This is a genomic window from Mycobacterium rhizamassiliense (genome assembly GCF_900157375.1).
Lineage (GTDB): Bacteria > Actinomycetota > Actinomycetes > Mycobacteriales > Mycobacteriaceae > Mycobacterium > Mycobacterium rhizamassiliense.
The window spans coordinates 3,741,736-3,756,411 of the sequence record NZ_LT721901.1 but is presented as its reverse complement, the minus strand read 5'-3'; the positions used below and the strand labels follow the sequence as shown (position 1 = coordinate 3,756,411).

Annotated in this window: 16 protein-coding genes and 2 tRNA genes; 10 read left to right on the top strand and 8 right to left on the bottom strand. The window is 64.2% G+C overall.

From position 1 onward, the window contains the following. Nucleotides 1–56: 56 nt before the first annotated feature. Both MRAB57_RS18280 and MRAB57_RS18275 read left to right on the top strand, forming a co-directional pair. Nucleotides 57–668 carry an SACE_7040 family transcriptional regulator gene (locus tag MRAB57_RS18280; protein ID WP_077088601.1) on the top strand — a complete coding sequence of 204 codons (612 nt, stop codon included), beginning with the start codon at nucleotides 57–59 and terminating at the stop codon, nucleotides 666–668. A 69-nt stretch (nucleotides 669–737) separates the two neighbouring features. Beyond that, nucleotides 738–1,529 carry an MmpS family transport accessory protein gene (locus MRAB57_RS18275; RefSeq protein WP_077088600.1) on the top strand — a complete coding sequence of 264 codons (792 nt, stop codon included), beginning with the start codon at nucleotides 738–740 and terminating at the stop codon, nucleotides 1,527–1,529. Here MRAB57_RS18275 and MRAB57_RS18270 read toward each other — a convergent pair. Beyond that, nucleotides 1,526–2,863, bottom strand: coding sequence for an MFS transporter (locus MRAB57_RS18270; protein WP_077088599.1), 1,338 nt, complete (start codon nucleotides 2,861–2,863; stop codon nucleotides 1,526–1,528). The two genes, MRAB57_RS18275 and MRAB57_RS18270, sit on opposite strands and share 4 nt — an antisense overlap. Nucleotides 2,864–2,933: 70 nt before the next feature. Here MRAB57_RS18270 and cmrA point away from each other — a divergent pair, with 70 nt between their 5' ends. Beyond that, nucleotides 2,934–3,740 (top strand): mycolate reductase, encoded by an 807-nt coding sequence (cmrA, locus tag MRAB57_RS18265; RefSeq protein ID WP_077088598.1) that lies wholly within the window; start codon nucleotides 2,934–2,936, stop codon nucleotides 3,738–3,740. Nucleotides 3,741–3,833: 93 nt separating this feature from the next. Here the strand turns inward: cmrA and MRAB57_RS18260 are convergent, their stop codons facing one another. Continuing rightward, the gene (locus MRAB57_RS18260; protein WP_077088597.1) at nucleotides 3,834–5,396 is read right to left on the bottom strand and encodes a helicase HerA-like domain-containing protein; all 1,563 of its coding nucleotides are present in this window, start codon (nucleotides 5,394–5,396) and stop codon (nucleotides 3,834–3,836) included. Between the two features lie 106 nt (nucleotides 5,397–5,502). Between MRAB57_RS18260 and orn the strand changes: the two genes are divergently transcribed. Both orn and MRAB57_RS18250 read left to right on the top strand, forming a co-directional pair. Beyond that, entirely contained in the window at nucleotides 5,503–6,150 is a 648-nt protein-coding gene (orn, locus tag MRAB57_RS18255) for an oligoribonuclease (protein ID WP_077088596.1), read from the top strand. Nucleotides 6,151–6,196: 46 nt separating this feature from the next. Further along, a tRNA-His gene (locus MRAB57_RS18250) sits at nucleotides 6,197–6,272 on the top strand. Nucleotides 6,273–6,333: 61 nt separating this feature from the next. On the opposite strand, the gene MRAB57_RS18245 is transcribed toward MRAB57_RS18250, so the two are convergent. The 3 genes from MRAB57_RS18245 to MRAB57_RS18235 form a co-directional block, all read right to left on the bottom strand. Further along, nucleotides 6,334–6,555, bottom strand: a complete 222-nt coding sequence (locus tag MRAB57_RS18245; protein WP_157900631.1) for a hypothetical protein — start codon at nucleotides 6,553–6,555, stop codon at nucleotides 6,334–6,336. A 211-nt stretch (nucleotides 6,556–6,766) separates the two neighbouring features. Continuing rightward, complete coding sequence (locus tag MRAB57_RS18240) at nucleotides 6,767–7,090, bottom strand: hypothetical protein (RefSeq protein ID WP_077088594.1); 324 nt, start codon at nucleotides 7,088–7,090, stop codon at nucleotides 6,767–6,769. 45 nt (nucleotides 7,091–7,135) lie between these two features. Then, the gene (locus MRAB57_RS18235; protein WP_077088593.1) at nucleotides 7,136–8,332 is read right to left on the bottom strand and encodes a L,D-transpeptidase; all 1,197 of its coding nucleotides are present in this window, start codon (nucleotides 8,330–8,332) and stop codon (nucleotides 7,136–7,138) included. Between the two features lie 469 nt (nucleotides 8,333–8,801). Between MRAB57_RS18235 and MRAB57_RS18230 the strand changes: the two genes are divergently transcribed. Then, a tRNA-Lys gene (locus tag MRAB57_RS18230) sits at nucleotides 8,802–8,874 on the top strand. 297 nt (nucleotides 8,875–9,171) lie between these two features. Here the strand turns inward: MRAB57_RS18230 and MRAB57_RS18225 are convergent. From MRAB57_RS18225 to MRAB57_RS18215, 3 genes are all read right to left on the bottom strand, one after another. Then, nucleotides 9,172–9,798 (bottom strand): hypothetical protein, encoded by a 627-nt coding sequence (locus MRAB57_RS18225; protein WP_245835952.1) that lies wholly within the window; start codon nucleotides 9,796–9,798, stop codon nucleotides 9,172–9,174. Between the two features lie 5 nt (nucleotides 9,799–9,803). Further along, nucleotides 9,804–11,570, bottom strand: coding sequence for a putative alpha/beta hydrolase (locus tag MRAB57_RS18220; protein WP_077088591.1), 1,767 nt, complete (start codon nucleotides 11,568–11,570; stop codon nucleotides 9,804–9,806). A 569-nt stretch (nucleotides 11,571–12,139) separates the two neighbouring features. Beyond that, nucleotides 12,140–12,400, bottom strand: coding sequence for a helix-turn-helix domain-containing protein (locus tag MRAB57_RS18215; RefSeq protein ID WP_077088590.1), 261 nt, complete (start codon nucleotides 12,398–12,400; stop codon nucleotides 12,140–12,142). Between the two features lie 252 nt (nucleotides 12,401–12,652). On the opposite strand from MRAB57_RS18215, the gene MRAB57_RS18210 reads away from it, so the two are divergent. The 4 genes from MRAB57_RS18210 to MRAB57_RS18205 all read left to right on the top strand — a co-directional run bounded on the left by MRAB57_RS18210 (nucleotide 12,653) and on the right by MRAB57_RS18205 (nucleotide 14,611). Further along, the gene (locus MRAB57_RS18210) at nucleotides 12,653–13,000 is read left to right on the top strand and encodes a DUF732 domain-containing protein (RefSeq protein WP_157900630.1); all 348 of its coding nucleotides are present in this window, start codon (nucleotides 12,653–12,655) and stop codon (nucleotides 12,998–13,000) included. Between the two features lie 21 nt (nucleotides 13,001–13,021). Beyond that, a complete protein-coding gene (locus MRAB57_RS28625) occupies nucleotides 13,022–13,249 on the top strand; it encodes a hypothetical protein (protein ID WP_157900629.1) in 228 nt (75 codons plus the stop codon). Nucleotides 13,250–13,607: 358 nt separating this feature from the next. Next, nucleotides 13,608–14,264, top strand: coding sequence for a hypothetical protein (locus MRAB57_RS28620; RefSeq protein WP_157900628.1), 657 nt, complete (start codon nucleotides 13,608–13,610; stop codon nucleotides 14,262–14,264). Nucleotides 14,265–14,317: 53 nt separating this feature from the next. Continuing rightward, nucleotides 14,318–14,611: a DUF732 domain-containing protein gene (locus MRAB57_RS18205; RefSeq protein ID WP_077088588.1), complete on the top strand. Its 294-nt coding sequence runs from the start codon at nucleotides 14,318–14,320 to the stop codon at nucleotides 14,609–14,611. The last annotated feature ends 65 nt before the right edge of the window (nucleotides 14,612–14,676 follow it).

Sequence of the window (14,676 nt, the reverse complement as noted above, 5' to 3'; positions counted from 1 at the left end):
GTTATGTTAGTGGCGATTAACTGAAATTCCGGACAAGTCGCGGGCGGAGGTCCGTTATGACGGAAGCCCCAAATCGCCGCAGCCAGTTGAAGTCTGACCGGCGCCAACAGCTTCTGTCGGCGGCCGAACGGCTGTTCGCCGAACGCGGTTTTCTCGCGGTGCGGTTGGAAGACATCGGCGCGGCCGCCGGCGTCAGCGGTCCGGCCATCTATCGCCACTTCCCCAACAAAGAGTCGATGCTCGTCGAGCTGCTGGTCGGGATCAGCGCCCACTTGCTGGACGGGGCCCGCGGCGTCACGGACGCAACCTCGGACGCGACCGCCGCGCTGGACGGCCTGATCGATTTTCACCTCGACTTCGCGCTGGGCGAGCCCAACCTGATCCGGATCCAGGACCGCGACCTGGCCTACCTACCGGCCGCCGCGGAGCGGCAGGTACGCAAGGCGCAGCGCCAGTACGTGGAGGTCTGGGTCGGCGTGCTGCGCGAGCTGAACCCCAAACTGGCCGAGGCCGAAGCCCGGCTGACGGCGCACTCGGTGTTCGGCCTGCTCAACTCGACACCACACAGCATGAAGTCGCCGGAGCGGCCGGTCCGGGCGGCACGCTCACGCGCCGTCATGCGGACCATGACCGTCGCCGCGCTGGGCGCTGGAGGCCAGCTGCGCTGAAGCGCGCATCAACAGAAGAGTTCACGCCCACCCCGTTGGCCCAGGTACCCTGCAAACCATGAGGTGGACATGAACGATCCGCGGCCGACAGAGCGGCTTGGTCCTGCTCTACCGCGTTCTGGATCGACCGGGCCGCAGGGCCCGTCGTATGCGCCTCCCGCCGATCCGGCGTACGCCGATCAGGCGCCTTACGCGCCGACGTATGGCGGCTACGCCCCGCAGTGGGCGCCGGGCCCGAATGAAACCAATTCGACCAGACGGCTGCCGGCGTATTGGCAACAAGGCGAGCCGCCCCCGGGCGGAGGACTGCCGCCGGAGGACCACGCACCCCCGCCGCCCGAGGGCCCGAGATCGCCCCGCTGGTTGTGGATCGCCGCCGGGGCGGCGGTGCTGCTGGTCGTCGCGCTGCTGATCGCGCTGGTGCTCACGAACGGCAGCGTCAAAGACCAAACCGCGGTGCCGCCGCTGCCCGCGATGCCCGGGTCGAGTTCGGAGAGCCCGACCCCGCCGCCGTCGACGCGCGCCTCGACCCCGCGCGCCCGGCCGCCGTTGCTCCCTCCGGGCGCCACCACGCCCGGGACGACCGCCCCGGGCGTGCAGCAAAACGTCGTCTATAACGTCGACGGCGACGGACGCGCGATCAGCATCACCTACTGGGACACCGGCGACGTCATCCAGACCGAGTTCAACGTCGCACTGCCGTGGAGCAAGCAGGTAAGCCTGTCCCAGTCGGCCGCACATCCGGCCAGCGTGACCATCATCAACATCGGTCACAACGTCACCTGCACGGTCACCGTCGAGGGCGTTCAGTTGCGCCAGCGCACCGGGGCCGGCATCACCATCTGCGACGCCGGGCGCTAGGACGGTTCCGGCGCCATTTGGCGCGGCGGAACCCGAACCACCAGCATCGCCAGCAGCCCGGCGACGAGCACCAACGCGATTCCGCCCAGCCCCGCGCGGACAGCGCCGAAGGTGTCGACGAAGACGGAGAACAACCACGGCGCGATGAATGCGACGGCCCGACCGGTCATCGTGTACAGGCCGAACGCCACGCCTTCCCTGCCGTCCTTGACCATCTGCAGCAGCAGGGCACGCGCCGATGATTGCGACGGCCCGATGAACAGAGCCAGCAGCAGGCCGCACGCCCAGAAGGCCACCGAACCCGACAGCGCCAACAGCGTGAGCGTTACGGCGACGATCGCCGCCAGCGACGCGACAATCACGGGCTTGGATCCGATCCGGTGGTCGACGAAGCCGCCCGCGACCGCGCCGACCGCGGCCACCACGCTGGCCGCCACACCGAAGATCAGCACGTCGGCTTGGGTGATGCCATAGACGCTGACGCCGAGCACGGCGCCGAAGGCGAAGATCGCCGAAAGCCCGTCCCGGAACAGCGCGCTGGCGCCCAGGAAGTAGACCAGGTTGCGGTCCCGCCGCCATTCCGCGGAGATCTCCTGCCAGAGCTTGCGATAGCCGCCGAGCATCGTCGTCGGCCGGTGTGTCTCCGCCGAGCTCGGTAGCCGATGCGCGACCAGCAGCAGGGGCAGACCGAATACCGCCAGCCAGGCCGCGGCCGCCAGCATCGCCACCCGGACGTAGAGCCCGTCGTGCAGGGGCAGCCGCAGCAGCCCGCGCGTCGCATCAGGGCCGGAGCCGGAGCCGGAGATGAAGCAGGTATAGATCAGCATCAGCAGCACGACGTTGCCCAAATAGCCCGACGCCCAGCCCAGGCCGGAGATCCGGCCGGCTGTCGACGGCGTCGAGAGCTGGCGCAGCATCGCGTTGTACGGAACGCTGGCCAGGTCACCGCAGGCCGCGGTGGCCCCGAGCAACGCCAGCCCCGCCCACAGGTAGCTGGGTTGATCGCGAATGAAGAACATCGCGCAGGCCAGCGCCACGGCCAGGGCGGTCAACACGCTCAGCACCATCCGTCGGCGATGCGGGGACTCCACCCACACGCCGATCAGCGGGGCCAACAGCGCCACGGTCAGACCGGCGATGGCCCCGGCCCGCCCGAGCCAGCTCGCGGGCGTGGTGTCGCCGGGAAGGCCCACGCCCACGCTGCTGGTCAGATACACGGAGAACACGAACGTGGCCACGATCGCGTTGAGGCCGGTGGAGCCGCAGTCCCACAGCGCCCACGCCGCGACCTGGGAGCGCACCACTTTGCCCGACGCCGATTCCGGCTGACCCATGCCCGGCACTCTATGTGTCGCGCGGGCCACGCGCCGCGTCCGGCTACGGCGGCTGTCTACGATTGGGCCCATGCCGGTACCCGCTCCCAGTCCCGACGCGCGCGCAGTTGTCACAGGGGCTTCGCAGAACATCGGCGAAGCGCTGGCCACCGAGCTGGCCGCGCGCGGACACAGCCTGATCGTCACCGCGCGACGTGAGGACCTGCTCAACGCCCTGGCGACGCGCCTGACCGAAAAGTACAGCGTCGCCGTCGAGGTGCGACCGGCCGATCTCGCCGACCCCGCCGACCGCGCGAAGCTGTGCGACGAGTTGGCCGCGCGCCCGATCTCGATCCTGTGCGCCAACGCGGGCACCGCCACCTTCGGTTCGGTCGCGGAGCTGGACCCGGCCGGTGAGAAGGCGCAGGTGCAGCTGAATGCCATTGCGGTGCATGACCTTACGCTGGCGGTGTTGCCGGGTATGATCGAGCGCAAGGCCGGCGGCATCCTGATTTCCGGTTCGGCGGCCGGAAATTCGCCGATCCCCTATAACGCCACCTACGCGGCGACCAAGGCGTTCGCCAACACCTTCAGCGAGTCGTTGCGCGGCGAGCTGCGCGGCTCCGGTGTGCACGTCACGCTGCTGGCGCCTGGCCCGGTGCGCTCCGATCTGCCCGACGACGCCGAGCGGTCACTGGTCGAGAAGCTGGTGCCGGACTTCCTGTGGATCTCGACCGAGCACACCGCCCAGATCTCCCTGGATGCGTTGGCGCGCAACAAGATGCGCGTCGTTCCAGGGCTGACGTCCAAGGCGATGTCGGTCGGGAGTGGGTACGCCCCGCGCGCGATCGTGGCACCGATCGTGGGCGCCTTCTACAAGAAACTCGGCGGCGGCTGACTTTCGGCGCGGTCCGCGACCGTAACCTGGTTGCGAAAAATCACGAGAAATTCCGCAATGCCGTTACGCTCGCGGCTCACGGGCGGCTAGCCGCTACTTCCGCCGACCCCGGCCGCCGCTGAAGATGTTCTTCACCACTTCACGTATCACGGTGTTGATTCCGCTTTTCACCGTCGGGTTCTTCAGCACTTCCTCCCACACCGCGGGGCCCTTGGGTTCGTAGGGCTCGGGCATCGGCGGGATATCGAAACCCGTTGACGGCGGACGATAGTCAGGTTCGGCGGACCGTTGCTCCGCTGGCGTCGCGGGCGCCGACGGCGTCACCGATTCGTGCGCGATCGTCTGTCCGTACTTGGCCTGCAGCGGGCTGGCTTTGGCCGCGGCGGCGACCTCGTCGGTGCCGATGGCCGCCATCAGGGAACGCGGTACCCGCATGCGCGTCCACGCGACCGGTGTCGGAGCGCCCTTTTCGGACAGCACCGTGACGACGGCCTCGCCGATGCCCAGCGAGGTCAACGCCGACTCCAGGTCGTAGACATCGGTTTTCGGGTAGGTGCGCACGGTCTTGGACAGCGCCTTCTGGTCATCGGGGGTAAATGCCCGCAGGGCGTGCTGAACGCGGGCGCCCAACTGGGAGAGCACGTCGTTGGGCAGGTCCGTGGGCAACTGGGTGCAGAAGAACACCCCGACTCCCTTGGAGCGAATCAGCTTAACCGTCTGTTCGACCTGTTCGAGGAACGCTTTGGATGCGTCGGTGAACAACAGGTGCGCCTCGTCGAAAAAGAACACCAGCTTGGGCCGGTCGACGTCCCCGACCTCGGGCAGCACGGTGAACAGGTCGGCCAGCAACCACATCAGGAAGGTGGAGAAGATGACGGGCCGCATCGACTGGCCAGTGAATTCGAGCAGCGAGACGATGCCGTGGCCGTTGCTGTCGACCCTCAGGAGATCGTGCGAATCGAGCTTCGGCTCACCGAAAAACGTGTCGCCGCCTTCGGATTCGAGATTCAGCAGGGCCCGTAGGATGACACCCGCCGTCGTCGAAGACACCCCACCCAGGTTCTTCAGGTCGTCCTTGCCCTCGTCGCTGGACAGATAACTGATGACCGAGCGCAGCTGATTCAGCGTGACCAGCGGACGATTCTTGTCCTTCGCCCAGTGGAAGATCAGCCCGAGCGTCGATTCTTGGGTGGCATTGAGGCCCAACACCTTTGACAACAGAACCGGGCCGAAGCCTGCAACGGTCGCCCGAACCGGCACACCGATCCCGTCGGTGCCCAGCGACAGGAACTCGACCGCGAAGCCCGTCGGCTGCCAGTTGTCACCGGTGTCCATGGCGCGCGCGGCGGTCCGGTCGTTGGCCTCCCCCGGCTTGGACAGACCGGACAGGTCGCCCTTCACGTCGGCCATCAGCACCGGGACCCCGGCGGCGCTCAGCTGCTCGGCAATCAGCTGCAGCGTCTTGGTCTTCCCGGTACCGGTTGCCCCGGCCACCAGCCCATGCCTGTTGATGGTGGCCAGCGGGATGCGAATCTGAGCGGTCGGGTCGGCCACTCCGTCGACCACGACGGTCCCCAGCTCCAGCGCCTGACCATCGACGGCGTAGCCGTTCGCAATGCGTTGCGCGGGCCCGCCGGCCGCCGATTCGGTACTCATCCTTGCCGCGCCTCTTTTCTGTAATCCCCCATACAGTTCGGCATCGTTCACACTACTTGCCAGGGGGCGGCAACCCCAGCGCTCACGTGGGCTTACGCTGAGCGCTGTGCGCGACGAATTGGTGTGGATCGACTGCGAGATGACTGGGCTCGATCTGGGCTCGGACAAGTTGATTGAGATCGCGGCGCTGGTAACCGATGCCGACCTGAACATCCTGGGCGACGGCGTCGACGTGGTGATCCACGCCGACGACGCCGCGCTGTCGTCGATGGTCGACGTCGTCACCGAAATGCACACGCGCTCCGGGCTGATCAACGAGGTGAAGGCCTCCACCGTCGATATGGCAACGGCCGAGGAGATGGTGCTCGACTACATCCGCCAGCATGTCAAGCAGCCGAAGACCGCGCCGCTGGCCGGCAATTCGATCGCGACCGACCGGTCGTTCATCGCGCGCGACATGCCCGGCCTGGACTCGTTTCTGCACTACCGGATGATCGATGTGAGCTCGATCAAGGAGCTCTGCCGGCGCTGGTACCCCCGCATTTATTACGGCCAGCCGGCCAAAGGGCTCGCGCACCGGGCCCTGGCCGACATCCAGGAGTCCATCCGCGAGCTGCAGTTCTATCGACGCACCGCGTTCGTGCCCCCGCCGGGGCCGTCTACCAGCGAAATCGCGCAGGTCGCCACCGAGCTGGGCGGCACGCCCGACGAATCGGGGGAAATGGATTCGGCGGCCGAGCCACCGAGCCGCTAGTATCGACAGTCGCTGCAGGTGCCGACGCGTTCGGCGCGCAGCCATGGTGGGTGTAGTTCAGCTGGTAGAGCGTCAGGTTGTGATCCTGAATGTCGCGGGTTCGAGTCCCGTCACTCACCCCAACTGGGTCGGAGGGGCATGTGCCCCTCTGACCTTTTTCTTTTGAGGTCGCGGGTGCGCTGACTACGCGGTGTGGTACTCGTGAAATTCCGCGCAGATCGCGAACCACACACCGCGGCCCTGGCAGCCGCTCAGGCAACGAACCTGCTGGATCTCCGGTGTGAGCCACGTGCCCGCGGCGGTGCACTCCTGCTTCAGGTACAGCACCAAAGGGCCGTCGCATATCTCGCAGGCGTCTTCCTCGGTGTAGTACTTCGACGACATCGGTGCTCCGTTGGCATTCATGAATCACCCCCTTGGTGAGACTGCTGGTTACAGAATCCTCCATGGGGAGGTCACACAAGCCAACGCCACGCCGAAGGGCAACGAACCACATCGCTTGTGACACAACAGGCCGGGCGAGCGGCAGGTCTGCCCAGGGGCCCGAAACACGCTCCGCGGCCATTACATTCGCGCGAGCTGGTCAGGGCCACGGGAAGCCGGATCCCGATGGCGATTACTTGCCCGGGTGGACCGGCCTTTTCAACGTGCAGACGATGCTCCACTCGAAGCGCAATTCCCCGCCTTTTTCATAGCCACTGAAATGGTGGGTGACCTGGGTGCGCTGTACCGGGGAGGCGACGACCTCCCAGCCCTGTTCGCCGTAGGCGTTCAACTGCGGCGTGGCCTCAGCGATCAGGGCGTCCAGCGAATCACTGGTGTAGTAGACGAATTTGGTCTCCCAGCGCTGGGGATACCACTGACCGTCGGACGCCAGCCACCAGCCCGGCCCGGCCCGGGCGAAGGAGTAGTCATAATCCCGGCACCCTACTTTGTTCACCTTGTCAGATGAGTGAATGACAAATGACGGAAAGGTGCCGACGCGTCAGGTGTTGGCGTTGCCCGCTTTCCACTGTGGCCAGGGCATGTTCCAGTCGCCGAGCCCCTCGGTCGCCGGCAGGGTCGACCCGACGGTGTTGATGACCTCGACGATGTCCCCGCTCTTGCTGTGGTCGTAGAACCACTCGGCATTGCTCGGACTGACGTTCAGGCAGCCGTGACTGGTGTTGGTGTGCCCCTGCGCGCCCACCGACCATGGCGCCGAGTGCACATAGACGCCGCTATAGGACATCTGCGTGGCCCAGTCGACTTCGGTGCGATATCCGTTGGGCGAGTTGACCGGAACCCCGTAGGTCGAGGAGTCCATGATGATGTGCTTGAACCGGCCACCAATGATGTAGTCGCCGTTGGCCGTTGGGGTGCTGTCCTTACCCATCGACGTCGGCATGGTCCTCACGACCTCACCGTTGACCCGCACGGTCACCATCTTGGTGCTGTCGTCGGCGGTCGAGATCACCTCGTCGCCGATGGTGAAGTGCGTCTTGACGTTGTCTTCGCCGAACATCCCGTCGCCCAGGTCGACACCGTAAGTGTTGACCGCCACGTCGATGGCCGTTCCGGACTTCCAGAAATGCTCTGGGCGCCAACGCACTTCGCGGTTGTTCAGCCAATAGAACGCGCCCTCGACGGGCGGGTTGGTGGTGATCTTGATGGCCTTTTGAGCCGCGGCGCGATCGGCGATGTTCTCGTCGAACCGGATCGCCACCGGCTCTCCGATGCCGACGACCTCGCCGTCACCCGGCGCGACGTAGGGCATGGTGAGGTGGGCTGGCGAACTGGTCGAGAAGGCCATCTGGCGGCTCGCCGCGCCGCCCAGCCCGAGCGCCTTAACCGTGAGCGTGTAATGCCGGTTGTAGCCGAGCTGCTCGGTGGTAGACCAGCGCAGCCCGTCGGGGCTGAGCTGGCCGTTGATCGCCTTGCCGTTGTCGTTGACCATGGTGACCGCCCCGAGCACGCCGTCGGCGACGCTCACGGTCACCGGGGCGTCGACGGTGACGCCGACGGCGCCGTCGGTCACCGACGAGGTGAGCTTGGGGACCAGCAGATCGGCGAACGGCGTGCCCTTGTCAAAGATGACCTTCGCCGGCGCGGCGGTGTGGCTGCTGCCACAACCAACGCTGACCACAGCAAACACGGTCATCGCGGCAGCCAGCCATAATCGGCTTCTGCGCAAAGGCGTCATTCAGTGACCTTCCAACTCGATCCACGTTCATTGGTCACCGCTGACCAGCAACAGTGCAAGTATTCTAATGGTTTTTCACCGCTCCGAAGACCGACTTTTCGGTGCGTCGCGGCGAAGTGTCGCGATCGGGGCTGGCTACGCCGACTGGCCGACCGGGTCGCGCCGCCGTTCCTCGACGCGTTCACCGGTCGCCACCGCCTCGACACGCGCGAGCTACGATCGCCATCATCGTCAACACCAGGACCGCCGACGCCCGGGCGAGCATCCCGAAGCGGCTCCGAACGGGCACCGTTGTGCGGAACGGTGTTCTGACACCCGCAGTGTCACAAGACTTTTCGGATTTCGGCCGATTGCCACGTCGCCCCCCGGGCCCCCGGGGTCGACGAGGCGGCCACGCTTGGCCGCACCAGCGATTTCGCCCTGGGTTAGAATATTTGTTATTGTCGCGGACGCGGTTCTGCCGCACCAAGCGCCGTTAGCTCAGTTGGTAGAGCAGCTGACTCTTAATCAGCGGGTCCGGGGTTCGAAACCCTGACGGCGCACAGCTCAGAGGGCTTTTCATGACCTGACTGTACACATTCCTGTACACATTCGACGTGGCTTATTGGCCATGCCGAAGAAACTCACCACCGGCTCCGACGAGATGTCAGTGTTCGCGGGAATCCGGCTGCGATGCAAGGTGTTCAACCGCGGCAACGTCGTGACACTGGGCCGCCGTCGGACCCCCATCGCCGCATCCCCTTGGTCGGCACCGTCCCCCAGTTCCAACATCATTGTGGGGTTCTCCTGCAGCGGGGTCTTGCTAATCGTCGGTGTCCGCGGTGGGGCGACAGCCACAGCTAGCTTCCGGGCGGGCTTTGGCGAATCACCTTGGGGAACGGTATGTCATCTTTTCGTAAGTTACCGGCGAAGCACGGGGAGATGACCGTGAGGGTCGGCGAATAGTTTGCGGGGTACGCCGCTTCGATTTGAAGGCGGTAGCCGTCCGGGGCGTATGCGAAGCGGTTGGGTTTCTCAAACCCATCGCGCTCCATGACGGTGACATTCCAGCTCTGCCAGAGCTGCCCGGTGCGGGTTATCAGATCTGCTGGCCGAATGCCCTGGGGGCCAATGACGTGCAGGGCAGCTGTGTACTCGGTTGGGCCGGGGCCGGGGCCGGTGTAATTGTCGTCGCAACCCAGGTTGCTTCCGCCCTGAGCGTCGCTGCTATCGAGCACAGTGCCTGGCGGTAACCCGTTGACCGTCTTTTGCAGGTACTGAAGGACGGTGGCTTGCGCCTCTTGCTGACTGTTCGGAACCTTCGGTGACTGGGCGACAGGGGTGTGGTCCATCGGGCCTCCTGGGATGGGTGTGGCGCCGGAAGGGGTTTTCGGGCCGAGCGGTGTCATTGGTTTGGTAGAGGAGCAGGCGCCGACGAGCGCCGCTACCGCGGCGATGATGACGAAGTATCGAGACGATCGGGTCATAGTGGTCATGGTGTGAAGGAGGGTGGGGTGACATCGACCCTGCCTGCGATGATACGGCCCATGTTGTTCAGGGCTGGGTTGCCCGGATCCCAGTAGCTGCTGTGCGCGGCCACCGTCGGCAGGCCCAGTGGCCCGCCCGGTCCAGGTGATGCTTCAAACGGGATGCCGCCAAATCGTGAACTCATTGGGTCGGGGCCGAGTGTCATGCCGGTGACCACGCCGATGACGTCGTTTTCTGCTCGGGTCGCAAAAACATGCGCGCCAGGGTCAAGGTTGAGGTCGGCGGCATGTCCAGCGAGTACCCCGGGGCTGCCCACAGCGATGACATTGTTGGCGTCGAGATGGTGGCCGCCGAGCGCGGCTGCTCCGACTTCGGTCGATCCGTAGCTGTGTCCGATGACTGTGTTGATTGAGGGGCCACCTGCCACCGTGTCGTTGTGGGAGGCTCGAATTCCGGCTTGGAAATCATCGAGCGCAGCGGCCCCGTTGCGGGCGTAGCTGGGATCCGCGGCGTCAAGCAGATTCATCGGTCGGTCATACCCCATCCAGGTGGTGACCGATACGTCGCCGGGTTGAAGTGTTCGGTCGGCGTTTCGGGCCGCCCAGTACATCTTCTGCGACTTATCGGCGCTGCCGCTGTACCGGGTGGTGTCCTGGCCGGTACCGGGGACGAACGTGGCGTTGCGTTTCGCCGTATCGGGGTTGTTGATGGACGACGCGGCGTGGCCTTTGTCGTCGACGATGAGGAGATATTGGGGCAGCTTGCCCGAGGACGGGTCGATTTCACTTGGCGGCGGTCCGATCGTTTTTTTCACATCTGCGTAGCCGTCGTGTGCCCGGTTGGCCTCGTCCCATTGTTGTTGCCAGTCTCGGTACTCCTTGCCCTGCAAGAAGGGCGTATCTCCGTTCGCCCAATCGGGATGTTGGGCACGCAGGCGGTCCAGGTCGGCTTGGTTGGCCGCCTGCAGCTCGTCGAGGTGCATCCGGTTGTAGTGGTCGCGGTCCACGGCTGGCATCCCGCCGTGGTTGCCGATAAACCGATCGTGGTCGTACGCGGCGTCTTTCTGCTCCTTCGTGAGCGAGTTCCACACTTGTGCAAACTGTTTAGGATCGTCGGGCAACGGCGGAACCGGCGGCAGTGGGCCCTCTTGCGCCCGGATACCTGCGGGGTCATAGCCCTCGGCGCGTAGCGCTCCCAATGCGTTCTGCAATGTGTACGAGTAGCCGTCGCGCGTTGCATTCACGCTGCCCAGCGCGGCCTTGGTGTCGTTGATGGCGTCGTCTTCACGGGCGGTGATGAAGGCGTCCACCTGTTGTCGTTCCGCCGCGGTGAGGGTCGGGTTCTTCTCCAACGCCACGGCCTCGCCGATCTCCTCGTCGAGCTGCTGTAGCTGGCCCTCGAGGGCGGAGATTTGCCCGGCGGCAGCCTTTTGCGCCTGGGCCAGGGAGGCGGCGATGTTCTCCAAAGTGACGCCGATTTTGGGTAACTGAAGCGACTGCGCGCCGAGGGACTTCGTTACCTTCTGCACTTCGGCTGAGTCGTTGATCGGGTGCTCGCCGCTGTCTTCTCTATTCCACGACGCCTCAAAACGCTGACGGGCTTGCTCGAAGGCGTTGTTGGATTCGGCGGTGCACCGGCCCGCAGCGTGAAAGGCCTCCGCCAGTCCAGAAATCTGCGCTGGACGGCCAGCTTGCAGGCTTTGATTGATTGCCCAGGGGTCGCCGCCAGCCTCTCCGATCAGGAGGGGAACGCTTATGTAGCGGAGCTGCATCCCACAACCCGCAGCCTCGCGGCGGTGCGTGACATCGACACCCCTCCCATGCTCGTCGTGAGCCTACCTCCGACGACCTGACCGTCAATTCACCTTGAATTGGGAGATCTGCATCAAGGGCGGCCTCCAACCCAAAGCATTCAAGCGAAAGTCAACTGGATCATTAGTTCACGCAAAATCAATTCCTCACAAAGTGCGAGCAATTAGGCCCGCCAACGCAGGCTGTGAAGGACCCCATACATCTTTGACCAGCGCTGTTGCGGCAGCGGCGTGCGCAAAATTGTCAAATGCATGGAAATTAAGTACAACAAATAGACAATCAGACCACTTTACGCAATCGGTTAAGTCAACGATTTAGCTCGCGACCAGTAGTTTTGCACTAAAAACGTGTGCGAATCGCCAAATTTGGACCAAAAATATAGGTTCGAAGTACGAGACAGCTCCGAGTTTGGGTTCGCTTTGGATGCGGTGACTGTCGCGGCGGGAGGACGTAGCCGAACCTGAATGCCAGCCCCTTGGGTCTTGATTTGGCTATATCGAGCTGGGCGCGAAGTCGGGTCCGGGTCGGACTACGGATTTCCGTCCATGAGCTGTCCAGCAGTGACCTGCAGCGCCTCGGCGATATCGAACAGCCGCTCGTAAAGCAAGCCTCGTCGGCCAAGTTCGGCGTCGATCAATACGTTGCGGGTGACGCCCGACCTCAGGGCAAGAGCTTCTTGCGTCAGGCCTCGCTCGGTGCGAAACATTCGGATTCGCTCTCCGACTTGGCGGCGACGGAGTTCCCAGGCGGCGACCCGTTCGGGATCGTTCTGACTGGGTCGCGTTGGCACCGTCCTAGTAGTCAGCCAAAGCCCCGGACTGTCTGCCCTACTAGTAGTACATTGAGGTGGGGCAGTACCTGCCCCTGTGGGGTTCCCCGGAGTTACCGACACCGTCGACGTGGAAAAAAGATGAAGGCTGTTTCGGGATTAATTGCGACCGCGGCTGCGGGCATCCCTACTGGATCTCGGCACGGTCCGCGACCTCCTCGGGGATCAGGGCGCGACCCCACGCTGAGCCAGCTCGCGGCTTCGGCGATCGCTGTGCCCCTGGCATTGCTATCGATCGGCGTCGCTCACGCCGACACCGACGATGACGCCTATCTCAATGCCCTGTCGGGTCACAACATCCAGTCCATTGGGGGGCCCGGGGACCTAATTGACGCAGGCCATCAGGTCTGTGGCTTCCTGAGCCCCAGCGTCAGCCCGGCGATGGTGACCAACTATGTCCTCCGTGCCTCGGTAAACGGCGGCCGCTTCTTCACCACCTTTGGCAGCGCCCACAATCCGCTCACGAACAGCCAGGCGGGCGTCCTCGTCACCTCTGCCATCGGCACGTATTGCCCAAACAGTCCCGGCGCCGAACATTGGCGCGCTCCGTTCTCCGAGTGAATTGAGGTCGGTCCTGTGGGCATGACGTTGCTCAAGGCGGTCTCCGCCACCGCCGCGATCGCTGCGGGGATGTTCTTCGGAGGCGGCTTCGCCAGCGCCACACCCGGCGACGGGTGCTACGGCAATACGTATTTTGATCCGAATCGGTGGCACTGTGAGCCGATCAACCCGGCCCCGGCGCCGCCACCACCCCCTCCCGGGCCGGGCCAGTGGGGCGTACCCCCTTACGGCTGCTACTGGTGCCATTGATGGAGATCAACTTCCTGCCAGTGGTCTGGATCCTGAATGACCAGCACCACCTTCACCGCATAGCACGACCAGTCTCGAAACCTATTTGCTGCCTTACGGATACACGGTCGGATATATGAGCAGGGCCTTGTCCTTGATCGTCATAGTCGTAGTCACAGTATTGGCCGGGTGCTCATCGCAGAAACTGACGCCGTCGGAGACTGCTCCGCCCGACCGACTTACCGGAGCAATGAACGATTGGGTGAATGCGGTGTGCAAAAGCCGTGGTCCTCTGCCCATGACACACGGACCGGTAATGAGTGGCGCAACAAATCCAATGGAATGTCCCTCTACCATGCAAACAGCAAACGGGGGACGCATGCCCGCGCCCATCCTGATCGGCACCTACAGCTCAGAGCCTGACCTGCAATACGACCTCGGTCAGGTCGGTGCCTATGCGAAGGGAAATGAAGGCAGCCAGTACTTCCTATTCGCCTCCGTCCGGACCAACTCGGACCAAGCGCTGGCCGCCGAGGCTGCGATGCTAGAACCATTGCGCCCGTATGGCTTCGAGATCTTCCCGCCACCGAACTCGCTGGGCGCGACACCACCCCCTGCGGCAATACCGGGCACTATCAGTTCGGTGCCTGCACCTAACGCAAACCCGCCAACCAGCACCGCGCAGCCCTATTGGGATGGTCCTTGGCTGCGGAACTATTCCGAAGGCAGCCAAGATTGCACTAGCCGCGGGCTTGACTATTGGGTTGTCCAACCTGGCGGCGACACAGACATATATGCCCTCAAATTGGGCTGCTTCCCCGAGGATTGGGTGCAAGCCCTCAACAGTCACTGCCAACAGCAGCCTTTCTCACCCGGAGGACAGTGCGCCGTCTGGGACCAAAACAGCATCATGAGCACGTTCGGACAACACGGCGATCTCCTCATCGTCGCCCTCACCCGAGACTGCCTTAACCGCGCCGGACTGACGGGCTTTCACGAAGGACCACTTCACCACGACTGCGTAATGCGTCCGTAGGAGTTCGCACCATTAGGGAAGGAAATACTGTGAGGCGACTTACAGCTTCGGCCATGGCTGTGCCCCTGGCGCTGTTGTCTATCGGTGTTGCTCACGCCGATAGCAATGACGACGACTTTGTCCAGAAGGCGAACAACAATGGGGTCGTGGGCGCTCCGGCTGATCTAATCCGCATCGCACACCAGGTCTGCGGAGGCCTCGATAGCGGCAACTCTCCGGATGCCATCGCAGATGCGCTTGTCTCCCAGCTGGGGCTGCGATCAGACAGGGCGGCGATCTTCGAGTCATTTGCCGTTGGGCATTACTGCCCGAAATACAGCAATCTGCAATTCAACAATCCCCACTAGTGTCCGCGCTGGCATCAGGATCGCGAGCACCGACAACTCTGGGAGACAAATCGATTAACGGGCGT

What these genes read in the sequence shown, in the direction of transcription:
- MRAB57_RS18225 (WP_245835952.1), bottom strand. Translation starts at nt 9,798, where the DNA reads ATGACCCGATCGTCTCGATACTTCGTCATCATCGCCGCGGTAGCGGCG.
- MRAB57_RS28625 (WP_157900629.1), top strand. Translation starts at nt 13,022, where the DNA reads ATGACGTTGCTCAAGGCGGTCTCCGCCACCGCCGCGATCGCTGCGGGG.
- cmrA (WP_077088598.1), top strand. Translation starts at nt 2,934, where the DNA reads ATGCCGGTACCCGCTCCCAGTCCCGACGCGCGCGCAGTTGTCACAGGG.
- MRAB57_RS18260 (WP_077088597.1), bottom strand. Translation starts at nt 5,396, where the DNA reads ATGAGTACCGAATCGGCGGCCGGCGGGCCCGCGCAACGCATTGCGAAC.
- MRAB57_RS18220 (WP_077088591.1), bottom strand. Translation starts at nt 11,570, where the DNA reads ATGCAGCTCCGCTACATAAGCGTTCCCCTCCTGATCGGAGAGGCTGGC.
- MRAB57_RS18270 (WP_077088599.1), bottom strand. Translation starts at nt 2,863, where the DNA reads ATGGGTCAGCCGGAATCGGCGTCGGGCAAAGTGGTGCGCTCCCAGGTC.
- MRAB57_RS28620 (WP_157900628.1), top strand. Translation starts at nt 13,608, where the DNA reads ATGCCCGCGCCCATCCTGATCGGCACCTACAGCTCAGAGCCTGACCTG.
- MRAB57_RS18275 (WP_077088600.1), top strand. Translation starts at nt 738, where the DNA reads ATGAACGATCCGCGGCCGACAGAGCGGCTTGGTCCTGCTCTACCGCGT.
- MRAB57_RS18245 (WP_157900631.1), bottom strand. Translation starts at nt 6,555, where the DNA reads ATGAATGCCAACGGAGCACCGATGTCGTCGAAGTACTACACCGAGGAA.
- MRAB57_RS18235 (WP_077088593.1), bottom strand. Translation starts at nt 8,332, where the DNA reads ATGACGCCTTTGCGCAGAAGCCGATTATGGCTGGCTGCCGCGATGACC.
- MRAB57_RS18205 (WP_077088588.1), top strand. Translation starts at nt 14,318, where the DNA reads ATGGCTGTGCCCCTGGCGCTGTTGTCTATCGGTGTTGCTCACGCCGAT.
- MRAB57_RS18280 (WP_077088601.1), top strand. Translation starts at nt 57, where the DNA reads ATGACGGAAGCCCCAAATCGCCGCAGCCAGTTGAAGTCTGACCGGCGC.